Consider the following 17,871-nt stretch of genomic DNA (forward strand, 5'->3'; position numbering starts at 1 on the left):
AGCTTGTCGAAGTGTCGATGATCGAGATCGAACAGGAACCGCCGGCGGCCGCCGAGATCTTCGGGGACCGCATCGAGGCCGCACGCACGTTTGCCGAAGCTCTGGGCCGGCACGGCGAAGAGCGCGGCCTCATCGGACCACTCGAGCCGCCGCGTCTCTGGTCGCGGCACATCCTGAACAGCGCGATCATCGCCCCCCTGTTCTCCGGACGGGTCGGCGATGTGGGCTCGGGTGCAGGACTTCCCGGACTGGTGCTCGCGATCGCCCGTCCCGACGTCGAGTGGATCCTCGTCGAGCCGATGGAGCGCCGCGTGGCGTGGCTCTCGGAGCAGGTCGAAGCGCTCGAGCTCGACAACGTCGAGGTGTTCCGCGCGCGCGCCGAGGACTGGAAACGCGGGCCCGTGCTGGACGCGGTGACGGCGCGTGCGGTGAGCGCCCTGCGCACGCTGGTGCCCCTCACCGCTCCCCTGGTGCGCGACGGCGGCGAGCTCATCCTGCTCAAGGGAACAAGCGCCGCGAATGAGATCGACGCCGCCGAGAAGCAGCTCCGCAAGTTCAAGGTGACGAACGCACGCGTCGAGGTCGTCGGCGAGGATCTGCTCGCTGAGCCGTCCCGGGTGATCCGGGCCACCGTTCGCTGACCGGCGCGGAATCGCGCCCCGCGAAGCGTGCGCATCATCGGAGCGGTGCGAGTCCGCTGACCCCGCTCGTTGTGCGAGCGAGGAGGGAGCGAGACGAAACGCCCCCGGACCATCCCGCACGCTCAGGTGTTTCGCCGTCCAGCCCTTAGGCGAAAGAGCGCCCGCCAGCCTTGTGCTCCGGTCGTTGAGCGAGCGAGGGGCGAGCGCGACGAAGTGCCCCGGAGCATTCCGCTGACTGAGGGCGCTTCGTCTTCGGCCAGTAGCGCGGCTACCTAGCCTTCCCCCCCGGTCGTTGAGCGCAGGGCGATTCGGCGTCGGGTGGTAGAGCGGCCGCCTAGTCTTCTCCCCAGGTCGCTGAGCGAGCGAGGAACGAGTGAGACGAAACACCCCGCACGCGGCGCAGACCGCCAGCATCGAAGCCGCGGCATCGCGCTGCCAGGGATGGAGAGGTGTACGTGATCGGCGAGCACCCGGAGGATCTGCAGTCGGCGCGTCGCGGGGCAAGCCCTCTTCGGGGCCCGGGTCTGGTACACACGCCCGCGAATGGACGTCACGAGCGCGTCTCGTGCGTCGTTTCACGTGAAACATGACGACCGGACGTTCGGCGCCGTCCGCGATCGCTTGCTGGACGGAATCGCCTAACCCATGCCGATGCACGCGGAGTTTCGCGACAGCGTGGATCGCTTCCCGCGACGTCGTCGCCGTGCGGTAGTCGGGCGACAGTGAGTCGCCTTTGGTCCAGACGGCGTGCGCCTCGCCGGGACGAGTGCCGGTGTGCCGCGCGCCCGCTGCGCTGCGCGAGCGGTTGCACGTCGTTTCACGTGAAACATCGCGGGAGCGCTGGCGCGCTGCGCGAGCGCGGTTGCCCCGTCGTTTCACGTGAAACATCGGCAGCGCAGCCGCTCGCTGGCGCCCCGACGTTCTCATCGCGCGAACCCCCGATCCGCTCAGATCGACAGGCGGCGTACGCGATATCTCAGGTGAAGAACCCGCTCGCCCTGAACAATGATGTCCGGGTCCTCGAGCAGGTGCTGCGAGGCGACGGAGCCGAAGTAGCGCTTGCCGGACCCGAGCACGACGGGTGCGACGTCCATGCGCACCTCGTCGACCAGGCCTGCGGCGAGTGCCTGGCCGCCGACGTCACCGGCCGCGACCTCGACGGTGCGGTCACCAGCGAGCCCTTTCGCTGTGGTCACGGCCGCTTCGATGGTGTCGACGAAATGAAACTGACTGTTGAGCTCCCAACCCTCAGGGGCAGCCCTGTGCGTCACCACGACCACGTGGTCGATTCCGCTCGGAGGCTTCCCGTCCCAACCGTCCGTGATGTCGAAGACGTGGCGGCCGGCGATCGTCACGCCGATCTGATCCCAGTACGGACGGATGTGGTCGTAGGACGCTTGAGACACTCTCAGTGCGCCGTTGTCATCCAGCGGCACATCACCGCTGATCAACCACTCGAACAACGGACCGGGATCGTCGTCCTCAGCCGCAATGAAGCCATCCACCGAGACCGACGCATTCATGACCACTTTCCTCATGGGGTTCCTCCCTTATCTCCGGTCCCCAGTCTCGTGCGTCGTGAGTGGCAGGTCTTGTAGGAAATCAATCGGCCGGCAGCAGCCAGCCCTCCAGCGCATGGGCGGGATGTTCGCGCAGGAAGCGTCGTCGGACTTCGACATACTGGGTCGGCGTGAGCCCGGTGAATTCGCGGAATTCGTGGATGAAGTGCGCCTGGTCGAAGTAGCCGGCCCCTGCGGCGACCTCGCCCCAGTCGATCGGTGCGGCCACGTCGATCGCCAATACGGTGAAGGTGAACCGGTAGCTGCGCGCCAGCCGCTTCGGCGTGACGCCGACGACGTCCTTGAACCTCTTCGCCAGGTATGTGCTGCTGGCACGCGTTCCCATTCCCAGATCGCTGATCGGCATCGATCCGCCATTTTGGGCGATGGCGCTGCTCACCTGACGCACGATCTCCAGGCCGTCGACCACGCGCGTCCGTCGCGCCAGATCCTCCTCGAACAGCCTCAGCATCTCGTGCGGTGTGTCTGCGGAGGCCAGTCGTCGCCGCAACTCGGCGACAGCGGGCCGGCCCCAGATCCGCGCGATCGTTGCCGGTCGGTCGCACAGCTCGGCCGCCGGCATCGGAAGGAACGGTGCCAGTCCCCACGGCTTGAAGTGCACCCCCACTGACCTGGTGGGGGTCGGGTAGCCGAACTTCCACGCACGGGTGGGAGTCGCGACCGCGCAGCCATCCGCGTATTCCGCGGAATCACCGTCGGTGGCGGCTCGGATGAGAAAAGGCGCTCCGAGATTGACGATGAGCAGGGGCGCCGGCGCCGCCGGTAGCAACAACCTGGCGTACGGCGGGACGCCCTCCAGGTAGTAGAGGTCGTCGATCAGACCGTCGAGCGGCGGAGCAGGCGCCCTGGAGACATACCTCACGCTGACATCATCGCCGATGCCCCTTCTCGCATCACGCACCGACGGCAGCGCGCGAGAGCGGCCCGCAATGTTCGGCATCCAGTGTCATCCCAAAGAGACGCGGACAGGAGTTCCCGGCCGGACGCGTTGTCCCCCCCGTCAGCTTCCGCGATGCGGCAGGCACTCTCCGCCCGTGCGCCCAAGAGGATCGCAGTTCCCCGTAGCGGTGAACGACGCATCGGCGGCGCGCGTGGGACAGTCACGGTGCGCCGTCGCCGACGAGAGGCAATTGTTTCACGTGAAACACGGCTCGTCTCCGGGCCCTTCATTGCCTCCCTGATGGAGCCCGGTGGTCGCTGAGCGGGACGGGCATGGCGCCGGAGCCTGCGTGGCAGGGTGGTGCAGGATCGTCTCCCGCAGACGGGGAGTAGGGCCGCCGCTCCGCGATCCCTGCCGGCCGCGATGTCGTGCTGGTCGCATTCGACCCCGGCACCACCGCGTCGTGGAGGCGTTCGTCGCCACGAGAATGTGGTCGTGAGTCCGCCGAGGGAGGTTCTTATCGAGAGCGCGCTTCTTGTCGGTGCCGACTGCCGTGAGCGGTCGCCCCGGACGGCGGTACTCCGCGCCCCGCGTGCGGGGAGCCCGTTGGCCTTCAAGTGTGGGGATCCCCCCCCGCGCGTGCGGGTCGTTCGTGTGCCGTGAACCGTGTCGGAGCCGGACACGCGCGCTCTGCGCGGCAAGCGCAGCGGTAAAGGGGTGGAAGCCGATGCGGTCCCGCGTATCGCACGGACTCGCCACACCCGCCAGTACTCGGTGACGTAGACGAGGGTCCGAGACTGCGGGTGTGCGGATGGGTGATGCTAGATGTGATCTGTCGACCATCCGCCCGGCCAGGGCGCGATCCCTCGGGGAGCAAGGAATGTTTCACGTGAAACGCGGCTCCGTCGCGAGGTCGCGACGCACCAACCATGCCCGGGTGAGCACCCGCTCGATTGGAGCAACACAGGCGCGCGCGTTCAGCGTCGAGCGCTTCGCCGCCTCGATCGCGACCGACCACGCCTGCGACGTCGCGGTCGTGACCGAACAGGCCATCATTGCGACCGGCAGCTGCGGACATTGCCGTCGGTCGCGCCCGTTTCACGTGAAACGGGGCAGCCGCCACTTCGGTGGGCGACGGCCGGCCGGGAGTCTCGTCCGCAGTGTGCGAGACGCGCGAGTCGGCCGCTCGCGCTCATACCGGCGGTGAGCTCCTGCCGACGCAGAAAGCGTCGCGAGGCACAACTGCCCGGTTTCACGCAGACGCAAGGGGCGGCTACGTCGCCGTGGTCGCCGATCCGCCGTCTCCTCCGGCGCCGGGCGATGCGTCGAATCGGATTCGGACCGCGCCGGCCCACATTAGGGATTTCTCAGTGTGTGCGAGCGGCGGGTTGGCGGGGTCGAACGCGCCGTGCGAGGTTGACTAGAGAAGGCGGATCATCCGCCCTGAACGGTAAGGAACGCATGAACAAGTGGCTCCGGCGGCTGGGAGTGGGGGCAAGGCGGGATAGGGTGGAAGACGATGTTGAGCGGCTCGGGCACGGGGGAGAGTTTCACGTGAAACAACCCGACGAGGTCGAGGCTCGAGCGTCCTCGTCTGATGAACCGCCGATCGTCTGGACGCCGGAGTCCTCGGTGATCGAGGTCGCACCCCAGGAGACCCGCGCCGACGAGGCCGACTCTGACCGCGAAGACGATGTCGCCGCGGTTGATGAAGACGAGCCCGCCGACCCGGGAGCCGCCCCGGAGGAACCCGTCCCAGGCGAGATCACCACATCAGAAGTTCCCGACGAGGATGATCGTGCCGAAGCCGAAGCCGAAGCCGAAGCCGAAGCCGACGTCGATGTCGCACCGGATGAGTACGCTGGCTCCGCACCCGAAGAGATCGCGCCCGCCGAGGGCGCCAACGTCAGGCAGGAAGAGGAATCCCCCATCGCGCAGCAAGAGGGCACCGCACTCGCGCAGGAAGACGACGACTCCCCCATCGCGCGGGAGCTCGCGGATCTGTCCGCGCGCCGCAAGGCGCTCGAAGAGGCCGAGGTTCAGCTCACCGGGCGCACGCGCGTACTCACCGTCTCGAACCAGAAGGGTGGCGTCGGCAAGACGACCACGACCGTCAACCTGGCGGCCGCGCTGGCCGAGCGCGGCGCGAAGGTGCTCGTGATCGACCTGGATCCCCAGGGCAACGCCTCGACGGCGCTCGGCGTCCCTCACACCGCCGACACGCCGAGCGTGTACGACGTGCTCATCGACGAATTCCCCCTGGAAGACATCATCCAGGTGAGCCCCGAGTCCCCGAATCTGCTCTGCGCGCCGAGCACCATCCACCTGGCCGGCGCAGAGATCGAACTGGTGTCGCAGGTCGCGCGCGAACACCGCCTGCGAGTGGCGGTGGACGACTACCTCGCGAAGCATCATGAGGAGCTCGACTTCATCCTCATCGACTGCCCGCCTTCGCTGGGTCTCCTCACGATCAACGCGTTCACCGCAGCGAGCGAACTCCTCATCCCCATCCAGTGCGAGTACTACGCTCTCGAGGGCCTGAGCCAGCTGCTCGGCACGGTGCGGATGATCCAGAAGCACCTCAATCCCCGGCTGCAGCTGTCGACCATCATGCTGACGATGTACGACGGGCGCACGAGGCTGGCTCAGCAGGTCGCGGACGAGGTGCGCGCGCACTTCCCCAGCGAAGTGCTCGACACGATCATCCCGCGCTCCGTGCGCGTCTCGGAGGCACCGAGTTTCGGTCAGTCGGTTCTCGCCTACGATGGACAGTCGGCCGGCGCCATCGCGTATCGCGAAGCGGCAGTCGAGATGATCCGGCGCGACAGCGCCTCGAACGAAAGGGGCGCATGATGGCAGCCAAGCGCACAGGACTCGGCCGCGGAATCGGCGCGCTGATCCCGACCAGCGAGCAGGCCGACGAGCGTCCCGCCGACGTCTTCTTCCCGCGCGCAGTCGCGGTGGCTGAGCGGGAGCCGGACGCCGCGGGTGCTGAGCCCGAGATCCAGGACGACCTCGTCGAGGTTCCCGGTGCCCGGCTGGCCCACATCGACCCCCACGACATCGTGCCCAACCCGCGGCAGCCGCGTACGAACTTCGACCCCGAGCATTTCGCAGAACTCGTTCACAGCGTGCGGGAGTTCGGCGTGCTGCAGCCCGTCGTCGTCCGGCTCAACGAGAAGAGCGAGTACGAGCTCATCATGGGTGAGCGACGTACCCGGGCCGCCCGAGAGGCCGGCCTGACGTCGATCCCCGCGATCGTGCGCGACACCGCTGACGAGCACCTGCTCCGCGACGCCCTCCTCGAGAACCTGCACCGCTCGGAGCTGAACCCCCTCGAAGAGGCGTCGGCGTATCAGCAGCTGCTCGAAGACTTCGGCATCACTCAGGAAGAACTCGCGACGCGCATCGGCCGCTCGCGTCCGCAGATCAGCAACACCATCCGCCTGCTCAAGCTCCCGGTTCCCGTGCAGCAGCGCGTCGCCGCCGGCGTGCTCACGGCGGGGCACGCCCGCGCGATTCTCTCCCTCGAGGACGCGAGTGCGATGCAGCGTTTCGCCGACAAGATCGTCAACGAGGACCTCTCGGTCCGTGCCGCGGAAGCCGCCGCGAAGCTTCCGGATGCCTCCCCCACCCGCGCGGTGAAGCCCCAGGCCGGGTCGCGGCGTGCGCACCTGGACGAAGTCGCCGACCGGCTGGGTGATCGCCTCAACACACGCGTGAAGATCTCGCTGACGGCCAGAAAAGGCCAGATCAGCATCGACTTCGCGACGATTCAGGACCTCAACCGAATCCTCGCGGAGCTCGGTGAGACGGAGTACGGGGCGCTGCAGGCCTCATAGCGGTCTGAGGGCGTCGGCGCGCCGACGCAGCAGGGCGGCCTCGGCGGCGTTCCCGGGCAGGTCGGCCGCCACGAGAAACTCCGCGGCCGCGGCCTCGACCATCCCGAGCCGCTCCAGCAGCTCGGCGTGCACGGCCGCATACGGGCGGAAGCCCGTGAGCTCAGGCTCCAGCTCGGCGACGACCTCGAGCGCGGCTTCGGGGCCGTCGACCATCGACATCGCGACCGCGCGGTTGAGTCGCACCACCGGCGACGGCGCGAGGCCATCCAGCGCGTCGTAGAGCCGCAGGATCCGCTCCCAGTCGGTCTCGGCGAATGTCGGGGCGACCGCATGGCACTGCGCGATGGCGGCCTGCAGGCCGTAGTAGCCGAGACCTCGGGGCGAGGCATCCGTGTTCCTCATCGCGTCCAGTCCGCGCCCGATCGCGGAGCGGTCCCACCGGCGCCGGTCCTGGTCCTCGAGGGTCACCGGCAGTCCATCGGCGTCCACGCGGGCGGCGAAGCGCGACGACTGGAACTCCATGAGCGCGATGAGAGACCAGATCTCGGGCTCACGCGGCATGAGTGCGGCCAGCTGCCGGCCGAGGCGCACCGCCTCGCGCGCGACGTCGGGCCGGAGCAGCCCTTCCCCCTCGGTGGCCGAGTAACCCTCGGTGAAGAGCAGGTAGATGACCTGCAGCACGCTCGCCAGTCGAGCGGGCCGCTCGGCGCGGTCGGGAACCTCGAACGGCACACCCTCGATGGCGAGGGTCCGCTTGGCCCGGACGATCCGCTGCTGCACCGTCGGGACGGTCATGAGCAGGGCCCGCGCGATCTGCTCGGTGGTGAGACCTGCGACGGTGCGCAGCGTCAGAGCGAGCCGCGCCTGCGCCGGGAGCACCGGGTGGCAGGCGACGAAGACGAGACGCAGCACGTCGTCGTCGATGCGATCGGGGTCCGCATCGTCGGGCACGGAGTCGATCGCCTCGGCCACGAGAGCCTCCGACACGAACAAGGGCTCGCGCTGCGACATCCGTTCACGCCGTCGCCACCAGTCGATCGCGCGCCGCTTGGCGACCGACATGAGCCATGCTCCGGGATTGTCGGGGATGCCGCTGCCCGGCCATGCGGCGAGGGCTTCGACCAGCGCCTCCTGCGCGAGATCCTCGGCCCACGCGAAATCGCCGGTATGCCGCGTCAGTGCAGACACGATGCGCGCGGACTGGTCGCGCCAGACCGCCTCCACCGCCCGGCGGGCGTGGGCATCAGGGTCGGAACTCATGCTGTCAGCGTAAACGGGTGGCCCACCGTGTCGGGATCGGCAATTACCCTGGATTGATGGCGAACGACGAGCAGAACCCGCGGCGACGTGCGAGCCTCGAGCTGCTCCGTGCAGAAGCCGCAGACGAACTGTCGGTGCTGGTGCACGAGCGTCTGCGTGCCGGCGAGGACCCGTGGGAGTTCATGGACGAGCTGCCGTCGGTCGACGAGCTCGTCGTGTACCTGCTCCGCGCCGAGAACATCGCGGCCGACGGCGGGTCGCGCCCGAACGCCAGCCGCCACTATCGCGTGCTGAGGCAGATCGCGCTCGACTATCCCCCGCTCACCCGAGCGGTGTGGTCGCTGCTCGGAGACGCCAACACGCACCGCCGGTGGGACCCGACGGTGCGTGCGGAAGCGAGCTGACGGAGTCTGCTCGATAGGCGGCGTCACGAGTTGGCGGCGCGCCACTCCTTCTCTTTGGCGACCCACTCGTCGTTCTGGTCGAAGTCGCTGAGCTCGTTGACGCGACGCACTTCGAGCGCCGAGCCGGGGCCGAGGGGGCACTTGCGCGCCCAGTGCTCGGCCTCTTCGCGCGAGGCGACCTCGAGGATCCAGAACCCGGTGAACACCTCGCGGGCCTCGGCGAACGGGCCGTCGGTGACGGCGGGCGGCACCGAGTCGAAGTCGACGCGGAAGCCCTCCGAGGCGTCCGACAGTCCTTCGGCGCTGAGGAACACACCGGCCTTCTGCAGCTCCTCGTTGTACGCGCCCATGGCGGCGTACGCCTCCGCCATGTCGAAGGTCTCGGGGTCGAATGCTGCGGCGGCTTCCGCGCCGACCTGCATGATGAGCATGTAACGCATGGGATTCCCTTTCGTCGGGGCGATGATGGCCCGGTCGGAGGCCCGTTCGGCCCCTTCACCATGTGCGTCGAACAAGCCTCGCGCAGATCGACACGGCTCGCGAACAAATCTCAGGGAATCTCGGATGCTGCAACCGGCATATGCCGGAAACACCCGGTAGACAGATAAAACCCCGCCGAGCGTGCCGGCGGGGTTCTCGTGAAAGCGTGGGACTCTCAGCCGATGTAGGCCGCGAGGTCCTGCTCGAGCGCGAACTTCGGCTTGGCGCCGATGATCGTGGTCTCGACGGCGCCCTTGTTGAACACCTTCATCGCGGGGATCGAGGTGATCTGGTACTTCATCGCGAGGTCGGGGTTCTCGTCCACGTTGAGCTTGAGGATCGTGATCTTGTCGGGGTGCTCCGACTGGATCTGGTCGAGGACGGGCGAGACCATGCGACACGGGCCGCACCACTCCGCCCAGAAGTCCACGAGCACCGGACCCTCGGCCTGGAGCACGTCCTGCTCGAACGTGGCGGAAGTCGTCGCCTTGGCGGTCATCTGTTTCTCCTTCTGTGGGAAAGTCTGTCCACGCTCATTCAACGCGAGGTGGGCGCGAAGTGTTCCCGGGCTTGTGCGCGGCCCGACGCCGCGCTAGGCGGCGTCGACCCGGGCGACGGGCTCGGCACCGGGAAGGCCGTCGATCTCGGCGGCGTCGGGTGCGGGGGCGCCCGCCTCGCCGAGCGCGGCGAGGAAGTGCTCGACGTCGAGGGCTGCGACCGTCCCGCTGCCCGCCGCCGTGACCGCCTGACGGTAGGTCGGGTCGATCACATCGCCGGCGGCGAACACACCGGGAACCGACGTGCGTGACGAGCGGCCGTCGACCCGGATCGTGCCCTCGGGGGTCAGCTCGAGCTTGTCGTGCACGAGGTGGGTGCGGGGGTCGTTGCCGATCGCGACGAACACGCCGTCCAGTGCCAGCTCGCGGCGCGAGCCGTCGACGGTGTCCTCGAGCACCACACCGGTGACCGCGTCGTCGCCGAGGATGTCGACGACCTCGCTGTTCCAGACGAACTCGATCTTGTCGTTCTTGAACGCGCGCTCCTGCATGATCTTCGAGGCGCGCAGCTCGTCGCGGCGGTGGATGATGTACACCTTCGACGCGAACTTGGTGAGGAAGGTGGCCTCCTCCATCGCGGAGTCGCCGCCGCCGACCACCGCGATCACGCGCTCGCGGAAGAAGAACCCGTCGCACGTCGCGCAGTACGAGACGCCACGGCCCGACAGGCGCGACTCGCCCTCGATGCCGATCTTGCGCGGCGCGGATCCTGTGGCGAAGACGAGCGCGTCCGCCTCGTGCGACGCGCCGCTGCCGAGCACGACCTTCTTCACGGGGCCGTCGATGTCGAGCGAGACGACGTCGTCGTACAGCACCTCGGCGCCGAAGCGCTCGGCCTGCTCCTGCATCTTCGCCATGAGGTCGGGACCCATGATCGCCTCGGGGAACCCCGGGAAGTTCTCGACTTCGGTGGTGTTCATCAGCTCGCCGCCGGCCTCGACCGAGCTCGCCACGACGAGCGGCTTCAGGTTGGCCCGGGCGGCGTAGATCGCCGCCGTGTAGCCCGCGGGACCCGAACCGATGATGATGACCTGACGCACGTGCGCACCTTTCCTCGTGAAGCCCTGCGCCCGTCCCATGACGGACGCGAACGCTCCGGATGCCTCAACACATGGTAACCGCGCGGCATTCCGCACCCCGTCCCCCGCGCCCCGAGCACCGGGACCGGGAGGCTCAGCGGCGGCCGGGCAGGAAGCGGCGCACCACGCCGGTGGCGACCGTCAGCTCGGGCGCGCGCAGCAGTGCGAGGAAGCCGACGTACACGGCGATCGCCACGACGCCGATGACGGCGGCACCGACCGCCCCCCAGAGCTGGCTTGACGCGGTCCAGCCGTCGGGGCCTCCGAACCAGAGGAAGACGAGCCAGCCGACCGTGGCGGCGGGGATCGCCGCGAGGACGAAGCGGCCGAGCGACAGCATCCACGATCCGATCGCGAGGCTCCCGAGGCGCCGGTGGAGCAGCCAGGTCGCAAGGACGACCTGGACGATGCTCGAGAACGACTGCCCGACCGCGACGGCCGCCGCGAGGTACTCCAGCCCGATGACACCGGCGTCGACCAGCCCCCGTGCGCCGAAAGCCGTCGCGACGACGATCCCGCACTGCAGCAGAGTGAAGAAGAAGGGCGTTCGGGTGTCGCTGTAGGCGTAGAAGGTCCGCTGGATGACGAACAGCACGGCGAGCGGCACGAGCCCGATCAGGTATGCGAGCAGCACCCACGCGGCATCGACGGCGTCGTCGGCGGAGTTCGTGAAGATGCGCGACGCGGGAACCGCCGCCGCAGCCAGCGCGAACGTCGCGATCACGATGAACACGCCAAGGGTGCGGATGCTGCGCCCGATGTCCGCGCGGACGTCGTCGTCGCGGCCGGCATGGGCGTGCTCGCTGAGCTGGGTGAAGTAAGGAGTGCCGATCGAGAGCACGATGATCGAGTACGGAAGCATGAACAGGAGCCATGCGTTCGCCGAGACCATGGCGGCGGGGCCGGCGCCGGAGGCTTCCGAGACCACACGGGATTGCAGCAGCCCCGCCAGCTGACCCGCGACGACCATCAGGAAGGTCCACCCCGCCAGGCGACCGATCTGGTCGAGACCGACGCCGCGCCAGCGGAAGTCCGGCCGGATGTGAAGCCCAGTCCGGCGCCAGAAGAAGAAGAGGATCACCGCCTGCACGACGATGCCGAAGGTGGCGGTGCCGGCGAGGAGCACGATCATCGTCGGGGTCCAGTCGACGACCTCCGTCAGCGGGCCGCCGAACAGCGCGAGGAAGACAAGGAAGCCCGCGATCGACACGACGTTGTTGACGATCGGCGCCCACGTGAACGGACCGTAGATGCGTCGCGCGTTGAGCGCCTCGCCGACGAGCGCGTACAGCCCGTAGAAGACGATCTGCGGAAGACACCAGTACGCGAACGTGGTCGCGAGGGCGAGCTGATCCGGCGCGTAGCCGGGTGCGTAGAGCTGCACGAGCCACGGTGCGGCCAGGGTCGCGAGCACCGTAGCGACGAGCAGGACGACCGCGCCCAGCGTGAACACCTTGGAGATGAATGCGCGGCCGCCGTCCTTGTGGGACCCCGCCTGGACGATCTGCGGCACGATCACCGCGGTGAGCAGGCCGGTGGAGATGATCGCGTAGATGTTGTTCGGCAGCTGATTCGCGGTGGTGAACGCGTCACCCGCGCGGCTGCCGACCGAGCCGACGACCGCCACGAGCACGATGCCGCGGAGGAACCCCGTGAGGCGCGAGACGATCGTGCCGGCACCGATGAGGACGCTCGCCCGCCCGATCCCGCTCACCGCTCATCCCCCTCGGTCGCGGCGGGAACGCCGCCCCCGGCCCCGGTTCTGCCGGCCTCGGGCTCGGTCCCGGCCTCGGCCCCTGCCCTTTCCGGCGCCTCGCCCTCGGCCTCGTCGGCCGACTCTGCATCCGCATCACGTGGGGCGGCAGCATCCGTTCCCCGCCGTCTGCGGCGCATGCGCAGCACCGTGCGGGCGATGCCGAAGAGGAGGAGGAGGCCGACGAGCACCGCGAGGGCGGTGATGCCGACGGCCTCCCAGTCGGCGTAGACGTTGACCTCGACAGACTCCGGCTCGCCGATCGCGACGAACGCGGGGCTGCGCAGCTGGAGGGTGAGTGTGACGTCGCCGCGGCCGACCCGCGCCTGCACCGGCACCTCGACGCGGGTGTTGCTCCGGGGTGTCGCGACGACGGGCGTCTCGCCCTGCACGTCGAGGCGCAGGTTGTCGCGCGTCGTGTAGAGCACGAGATTGACGGAGTACGGCAGGTCGTTGCGCACCCAGAACCGCAGGGCCGCGCTCGACCCGTAGAGGTCGCTCGGGCTCGTCGGCAGCAGGGCGACCGAGTCGAGGGTGCCGGCGGTCTGCGCGCGGTGGTCGGCGAGCGCCTGGGGCCACGAGTCGTCGCCGATCCACGCGACGCCCAGTAGCTGCAGGATCTCGGCACGCTCGGGGCCCGTGAGCAGCGACGGCTGGTCGAGGATGGTGGCGAACCGCGAGAGCTCGCTCTCGTCGCCGAAGAGAGCGGATGCTGCGGCCGCGCGCTCGTCGGAGGGCTCCACGTCGGCGAGTTCGAGGTCGCGTGCGTCGGCGGCGGCCACGGTCGCGATGGTGCGCGGTGTCACGTCGGGCGCCGAGAAGGCGGCGGAGATCGCGGCACCGAGCTCGACGCGCGAGCGTCCGTCGCCGCGGCCGACGGTCACCAGGAGCGGGCCGTTCGTCTCTGCGGCCGCGAACGCGAGGTACGCGGTGGCCGCCGTCAGCGGCGCTCCGCGCAGCCACGGCTCCTGCTGGTGCGAGGCGTCGTCGAGGGCGGACGAGACGTCGCTGTCGTAGACGAGAACCTCTGCCGCGCCGACCTTCCCGTGCGCGGAGACGGTGCGGCCGTCGGACCCGGCGCGGGTCGTCGAGGACGGGATGAGCGTGAGCGGGGCTGCTCCGCCGTCGACCGCGATGTCGGCGAGCCGCGTGACGATCTCGGTGTCGGCGGTGCCGTCGGCGGGCCAGTACACGCCGGCGCGGGTCGCCGGCCCGACGGCGAGCAGCTCGTCGGTGCTCGGCAGGGCGCTCTCGGGTTGCGGGGTGGGTGCAGGCCCGTCGGACGGTGTCGGCGTGGGCGTCGGTGTGGGTGTCGGCGTCGTCGAGAAGTCCGACGACGACATGTACGCCGTGAAGGAGGTCGGCTGCAGGGGACGGGGCAGCCCGGCCTGGAGCTGCGCGGTGACGTCGGCGTCGCCGAACTGCAGGGCGAAGCGCGAGTTCTGGATGGCCTCCAGACGGGCGAGCCATTCCTGCGCGGATTCCGGCGCCGAGGTGCCGAGCACCCGGATCGACGCCGGCACGGCCGGGTCGACCGCAAGGGTCGCGGCGGTGCCGGTGACGCCGTCGAGCTGATTGGTGAGGTCTCCATCGGGCGCGGTGAGCTCGGCGAGCTGCTCCGCGGTGAGGAGCCCCTCGCTGAGCGGGCCCGCGGTGATGGGGACGACGACGCCGATGCCCACGTCGGTGGCCTCGATCGGCGGCACGACCATGACGCTCGTCGAGGTGACGGTGCCCGACGCACCCGCATACGACGCGGCGAGCGGGTAGACGCCGGGGGCGAGTGCCGCCAGGGCGGGGTCGTCAGCCGCGATCGTGATGCCGCGCACCCCGAATCCGCCGGGCTCGACGGCCTCGATTGTGTCGTTGCCGATCGGCTCGAGGGTGGCCTCGGCGGAGGTGCCGTCCAGCCAGTCGCCGAGGTCGTCGCGGTCGGCCAGCGGCGTGCGACCGAGCGAGAGGGTGACGGTGGTGGGCACCAGCTCGGCGTCGGTCCCGTTCTGGATCGAGACCGAGACGCTCAGCGCCTCGCCCGGTCGCACGATGCCGTTCGAGACCGGCGAGAGGGTGAACACCGTGGTGCCCGCGGGGACGGCGGAAGTCGCGCTCGGCGAGGGCGCCGGCTCGGGTGCCGCGATCGCCGGAGCGGGCAGCAGCAGTCCCGCGAGCACCGCCATGGCCGCGACGCCGGCGGTCGCACGGCGCGGTGCGCGGCGCGGTGCACGCCGCGAGGCTCGCGGTGAAGTCACGATCATCCTGTCGGGGGTTCGCTCCTGTGCGATGTCCTGACCGCACGATCGTTGAGATTCTACGGTCCGCGCCTCCGAGCCCGCCCGACGACGGGCCGCGCGGGCGATCCTGCCACCGCCCGAACGTCATGCGCAGGCGACGCTGTTTGAATGGATCCGTGCTCCCCGAACCGGATACCGCCCTCTGCCGTGACCTCGCCGCCGACCTCCACCACGCCGGGTACACCGCAGAGGCCCTGCGCGACACGTGGGGCGCCGCGGCCGACGACGCCATCGCGCGCGGACTCCGTTCGCCGGCGTCACGCGCCCTCGGCGACCGTGACGACGCCCTGGCCGTGCTGGGGAGACTTCTCGTGCTCGGGATGCCGCAGGCCGCAGCATCCGTCGATCTGGCGCTCTCGCGAGCCGGCGCCGCGGGACTCGTGCGGCTGGGACTGGCAGAGCGGGCTGGCGACGGGGTGCGCCCGCTCGCGGTGGTGCGGCCGCAGTCGTACGCCGACGCGAGCGGATCCGGACAATGGTGGATCGCGAGCGACCTCGACGAGGCGGCCCTCGGCGGCCCGCTGCCCGAAGACCACGTGCTCGGGGTCGGCGGCGCGTCGCTGACGCTCGCCGGCCTGCAGCTGCCGACCCCCGCCGACCGGGCGCTCGACATCGGCGCCGGCTGCGGCATCCAGGCGCTGCGCGCCCGGGCGCACGTCGGCCACGTGGTGGCGACCGACATCTCGCCGCGCGCGCTCTCGTTCACACGCCTGAACGCCCTCCTCAACGGCATCGACGGCGTCGAGGTGCGCCTCGGCAGCCTCTTCGAGCCGGTCGCCGGCGAGCAGTTCGACCGGGTCGTGTCGAATCCGCCGTTCGTCATCACGCCGCGGGTCGCCGACGTCCCCGCGTACGAGTACCGCGACGGCGGGATGGTCGGCGACGACGTCGTGGCCGCCTTCGTGACGGGCGTGGGCGCCCACCTCGCGCCGGGAGGCGTCGCGCAGCTGCTCGGCAACTGGGAGACGCGGGACGGCATGCCCGGCCTCGCGCGCGTTCGCGGGTGGGTCGAGTCGTCGCCGGTGCCGCTCGACGCCTGGGTGGTCGAGCGCGAGAGCCTCGACCCGCTGTCGTACGCCGAACTGTGGGTGCGCGACGGCGGCACGCTGCCCGGCACGCCCGGGTTCGTGGGGCTCGTCGACGCATGGCTCGACGACTTCGCCGCCCGCGCCGTCACCGAGGTCGGGTTCGGCTACCTGCTGCTGCGGCGTCCTGCCGACGGGTCCCCGACGCTCGCGCGGTACGAGACGCTGCACACGGCGATCGCCGGCGAGGGTCTCGGCGCGCACCTCGCGGCAGCGCTCGAGGCGCACGATCGCCTGAGCACGCTCGACGACACGGGGCTCGCAGCATCCGTCCTCCTCGTCGCGCCCGACATCACCGAGGCGCGTCATCACCTTCCGGGCGCCGAGGACCCGACGGTCATCGAGCTGCGCCAGGGCGGGGGCTTCGGCCGGGCGCTGGGCGTCGACCCCGGCCTCGCCGCCCTCGTCGGGGCGTGCGACGGGGACCTCCCGGTGGGGGCGCTCGTCGACGCGATCGCCGAGCTGCTCGAGGTGGACGCCGGCGCGCTGCGGGCCGATCTGCTGCCGCGTGTCCGTGAACTCCTGTTCACCGGCTTCCTGCGGTTCGCGTGATCGCCGCTCGGTAGGCTGGCACCCATGCTCAACATGGCCGAGGGCGTCGTGCGCCTCGGCGCACTCGCCGAGTCCCCCGTCGTCGCCACCCTCGCCCGCGCGTTCGCCGATGCCGGCTTCGACCTCGCCATCGTGGGCGGTCCCGTTCGCGACGCACTGCTCGGCCGCCCGACGAACGACCTCGACTTCACGACGGACGCGCGCCCGGACGACATCCTGCGCATCGTGAAGCCCATCTCGTCCGCGCAGTGGGACATCGGCCGCGCGTTCGGCACGATCGGCGCCCGCGTGCACGGCGAGCAGGTCGAGATCACGACCTACCGCGCCGACAGCTACGACGGCGTCACCCGCAAGCCCACCGTCGAGTTCGGCGACAGCATCGAGGGCGATCTCGTACGCCGCGACTTCACGGTGAACGCCCTGGCGCTGCGTGTTCCGGGGCAGACGCTCGTCGACCCGACGGGCGGCGTCGAGGATCTCGTCCGCGGCGTCCTGCGCACCCCCACCGACCCCGCGGTGAGCTTCGCCGACGATCCCCTCCGGATGCTGCGAGCCGCCCGCTTCGCGTCGCAGCTCGGCTTCGCGGTCGACCCCGACACCGAAGCCGCCATGGAGGAATTGCGCCGCACGCTCGAGATCGTGAGCCCGGAACGGATCCAGGGCGAGCTCGTGAAGCTGCTCGCCACCGACGACCCGGTGCGCGGCATCCGTCTTCTCGTCGAGACGGGACTCATGGCCGAGTTTCTGCCCGAGATCCCCGCGCTGCAGCTCGAGGTCGACGAGCACCACCACCACAAGGACGTGTACGAGCACTCCCTCACCGTGCTGCGGCAGGCGATCGAGCTCGAGAAGACCCGGAACCCGGATGCTGCGCCCGACGTCGCGCTGCGACTGTCGGCGCTGCTGCACGACATCGGCAAGCCGGCGACCCGCCGCCTCGAGCCGGGTGGCGGCGTCACGTTCTACCACCACGACCTCAAGGGCGCCCGGATGGCCCGAAAGCGCCTGCAGGAACTGCGCTTCGACTCCGCGACCATCGCGACCGTCAGCCGGCTCATCGAGCTGCACCTGCGCTTCTTCGGATACTCCGAGGGCGCCTGGACCGACTCGGCGGTGCGCCGCTACGTGCGGGATGCCGACGCCGAGCTCGAGCGCCTGCACATCCTCACGCGCGCCGACGTGACCACCCGCAACGTCAAGAAGGCCGGGCGCCTCGCCCGCGCCTACGACGACATCGAGCGCCGCATCGCCGAGCTCGCCGCCCGGGAGCAGCTCGACGCGATGCGCCCCGAGCTCGACGGCAATCGCATCCAGGAGGTGCTGGGCATCGCACCCGGCCGCGAGGTGGGCGAGGCCTACCGGTTCCTCCTCGACCTCCGTCTGGACGAGGGCGTCGTCGGCGAGGAGGAGGCCGAGCGCCGCCTCCGCGCGTGGTGGGCCTCACGCGCCTGACCCGTGCGAACGGTC

General features: G+C 70.0%; 14 protein-coding genes. 6 read left to right on the top strand and 8 right to left on the bottom strand.

Annotation, left to right across the window (positions count from 1 at the left end):
* The first annotated feature begins 17 nt into the window (after positions 1-17).
* A complete protein-coding gene (gene rsmG, locus ACFQ7C_RS05115; RefSeq protein ID WP_378898437.1) occupies positions 18-641 on the top strand; it encodes a 16S rRNA (guanine(527)-N(7))-methyltransferase RsmG in 624 nt (207 codons plus the stop codon).
* 947 nt (positions 642-1,588) lie between these two features.
* Here the strand turns inward: rsmG and ACFQ7C_RS05120 are convergent.
* On the bottom strand, positions 1,589-2,179 hold the full coding sequence (locus ACFQ7C_RS05120; RefSeq protein ID WP_378898438.1) for a dihydrofolate reductase family protein: 591 nt from the start codon (positions 2,177-2,179) through the stop codon (positions 1,589-1,591).
* A 64-nt stretch (positions 2,180-2,243) separates the two neighbouring features.
* On the bottom strand, positions 2,244-3,161 hold the full coding sequence (locus tag ACFQ7C_RS05125; protein WP_378898439.1) for a helix-turn-helix domain-containing protein: 918 nt from the start codon (positions 3,159-3,161) through the stop codon (positions 2,244-2,246).
* A gap of 1,869 nt (positions 3,162-5,030) precedes the next feature.
* Here ACFQ7C_RS05125 and ACFQ7C_RS05130 point away from each other — a divergent pair.
* Positions 5,031-5,954 carry a ParA family protein gene (locus ACFQ7C_RS05130; protein WP_378898595.1) on the top strand — a complete coding sequence of 308 codons (924 nt, stop codon included), beginning with the start codon at positions 5,031-5,033 and terminating at the stop codon, positions 5,952-5,954.
* Complete coding sequence (locus ACFQ7C_RS05135; protein ID WP_378898440.1) at positions 5,954-6,943, top strand: ParB/RepB/Spo0J family partition protein; 990 nt, start codon at positions 5,954-5,956, stop codon at positions 6,941-6,943. The genes ACFQ7C_RS05130 and ACFQ7C_RS05135 overlap by 1 nt, the downstream gene beginning before the upstream one ends.
* Here the strand turns inward: ACFQ7C_RS05135 and ACFQ7C_RS05140 are convergent.
* Positions 6,938-8,203, bottom strand: coding sequence for an RNA polymerase sigma factor (locus tag ACFQ7C_RS05140; protein ID WP_378898441.1), 1,266 nt, complete (start codon positions 8,201-8,203; stop codon positions 6,938-6,940). The genes ACFQ7C_RS05135 and ACFQ7C_RS05140 overlap by 6 nt on opposite strands.
* Before the next feature lie 56 nt (positions 8,204-8,259).
* Between ACFQ7C_RS05140 and ACFQ7C_RS05145 the strand changes: the two genes are divergently transcribed.
* Complete coding sequence (locus tag ACFQ7C_RS05145) at positions 8,260-8,607, top strand: tryptophan synthase subunit alpha (RefSeq protein ID WP_378898442.1); 348 nt, start codon at positions 8,260-8,262, stop codon at positions 8,605-8,607.
* 23 nt (positions 8,608-8,630) lie between these two features.
* On the opposite strand, the gene ACFQ7C_RS05150 is transcribed toward ACFQ7C_RS05145, so the two are convergent.
* From ACFQ7C_RS05150 to ACFQ7C_RS05170, 5 genes are all read right to left on the bottom strand, one after another.
* The gene (locus ACFQ7C_RS05150) at positions 8,631-9,047 is read right to left on the bottom strand and encodes a YciI family protein (RefSeq protein WP_378898443.1); all 417 of its coding nucleotides are present in this window, start codon (positions 9,045-9,047) and stop codon (positions 8,631-8,633) included.
* Positions 9,048-9,262: 215 nt separating this feature from the next.
* Complete coding sequence (gene trxA, locus ACFQ7C_RS05155) at positions 9,263-9,586, bottom strand: thioredoxin (RefSeq protein WP_045301944.1); 324 nt, start codon at positions 9,584-9,586, stop codon at positions 9,263-9,265.
* Between the two features lie 93 nt (positions 9,587-9,679).
* Positions 9,680-10,684, bottom strand: coding sequence for a thioredoxin-disulfide reductase (gene trxB, locus ACFQ7C_RS05160; protein ID WP_378898444.1), 1,005 nt, complete (start codon positions 10,682-10,684; stop codon positions 9,680-9,682).
* A 133-nt stretch (positions 10,685-10,817) separates the two neighbouring features.
* Positions 10,818-12,437 (bottom strand): murein biosynthesis integral membrane protein MurJ, encoded by a 1,620-nt coding sequence (murJ, locus tag ACFQ7C_RS05165; RefSeq protein WP_378898445.1) that lies wholly within the window; start codon positions 12,435-12,437, stop codon positions 10,818-10,820.
* Complete coding sequence (locus ACFQ7C_RS05170; protein WP_378898446.1) at positions 12,434-14,725, bottom strand: DUF6049 family protein; 2,292 nt, start codon at positions 14,723-14,725, stop codon at positions 12,434-12,436. Before ACFQ7C_RS05170 ends, murJ begins: the two co-directional genes overlap by 4 nt.
* A gap of 158 nt (positions 14,726-14,883) precedes the next feature.
* Between ACFQ7C_RS05170 and ACFQ7C_RS05175 the strand changes: the two genes are divergently transcribed.
* Together ACFQ7C_RS05175 and ACFQ7C_RS05180 are read left to right on the top strand one after the other, a co-directional pair.
* Positions 14,884-16,404 (top strand): methyltransferase, encoded by a 1,521-nt coding sequence (locus tag ACFQ7C_RS05175; RefSeq protein WP_378898447.1) that lies wholly within the window; start codon positions 14,884-14,886, stop codon positions 16,402-16,404.
* 24 nt (positions 16,405-16,428) lie between these two features.
* On the top strand, positions 16,429-17,856 hold the full coding sequence (locus ACFQ7C_RS05180; protein ID WP_378898448.1) for a CCA tRNA nucleotidyltransferase: 1,428 nt from the start codon (positions 16,429-16,431) through the stop codon (positions 17,854-17,856).
* Positions 17,857-17,871 lie beyond the last annotated feature (15 nt).

Origin of the sequence: Microbacterium sp. NPDC056569, from assembly GCF_042793475.1 — a bacterium.
Lineage (GTDB): Bacteria > Actinomycetota > Actinomycetes > Actinomycetales > Microbacteriaceae > Microbacterium.

Bases quoted from the DNA above. Each gene is read 5' to 3' on its own strand.
- rsmG (WP_378898437.1), top strand. From the start codon at position 18: ATGATCGAGATCGAACAGGAACCGCCGGCGGCCGCCGAGATCTTCGGG.
- ACFQ7C_RS05120 (WP_378898438.1), bottom strand. From the start codon at position 2,179: ATGAGGAAAGTGGTCATGAATGCGTCGGTCTCGGTGGATGGCTTCATT.
- ACFQ7C_RS05125 (WP_378898439.1), bottom strand. From the start codon at position 3,161: ATGCCGAACATTGCGGGCCGCTCTCGCGCGCTGCCGTCGGTGCGTGAT.
- ACFQ7C_RS05135 (WP_378898440.1), top strand. From the start codon at position 5,954: ATGGCAGCCAAGCGCACAGGACTCGGCCGCGGAATCGGCGCGCTGATC.
- ACFQ7C_RS05140 (WP_378898441.1), bottom strand. From the start codon at position 8,203: ATGAGTTCCGACCCTGATGCCCACGCCCGCCGGGCGGTGGAGGCGGTC.
- ACFQ7C_RS05145 (WP_378898442.1), top strand. From the start codon at position 8,260: ATGGCGAACGACGAGCAGAACCCGCGGCGACGTGCGAGCCTCGAGCTG.
- ACFQ7C_RS05150 (WP_378898443.1), bottom strand. From the start codon at position 9,047: ATGCGTTACATGCTCATCATGCAGGTCGGCGCGGAAGCCGCCGCAGCA.
- trxA (WP_045301944.1), bottom strand. From the start codon at position 9,586: ATGACCGCCAAGGCGACGACTTCCGCCACGTTCGAGCAGGACGTGCTC.
- ACFQ7C_RS05180 (WP_378898448.1), top strand. From the start codon at position 16,429: ATGCTCAACATGGCCGAGGGCGTCGTGCGCCTCGGCGCACTCGCCGAG.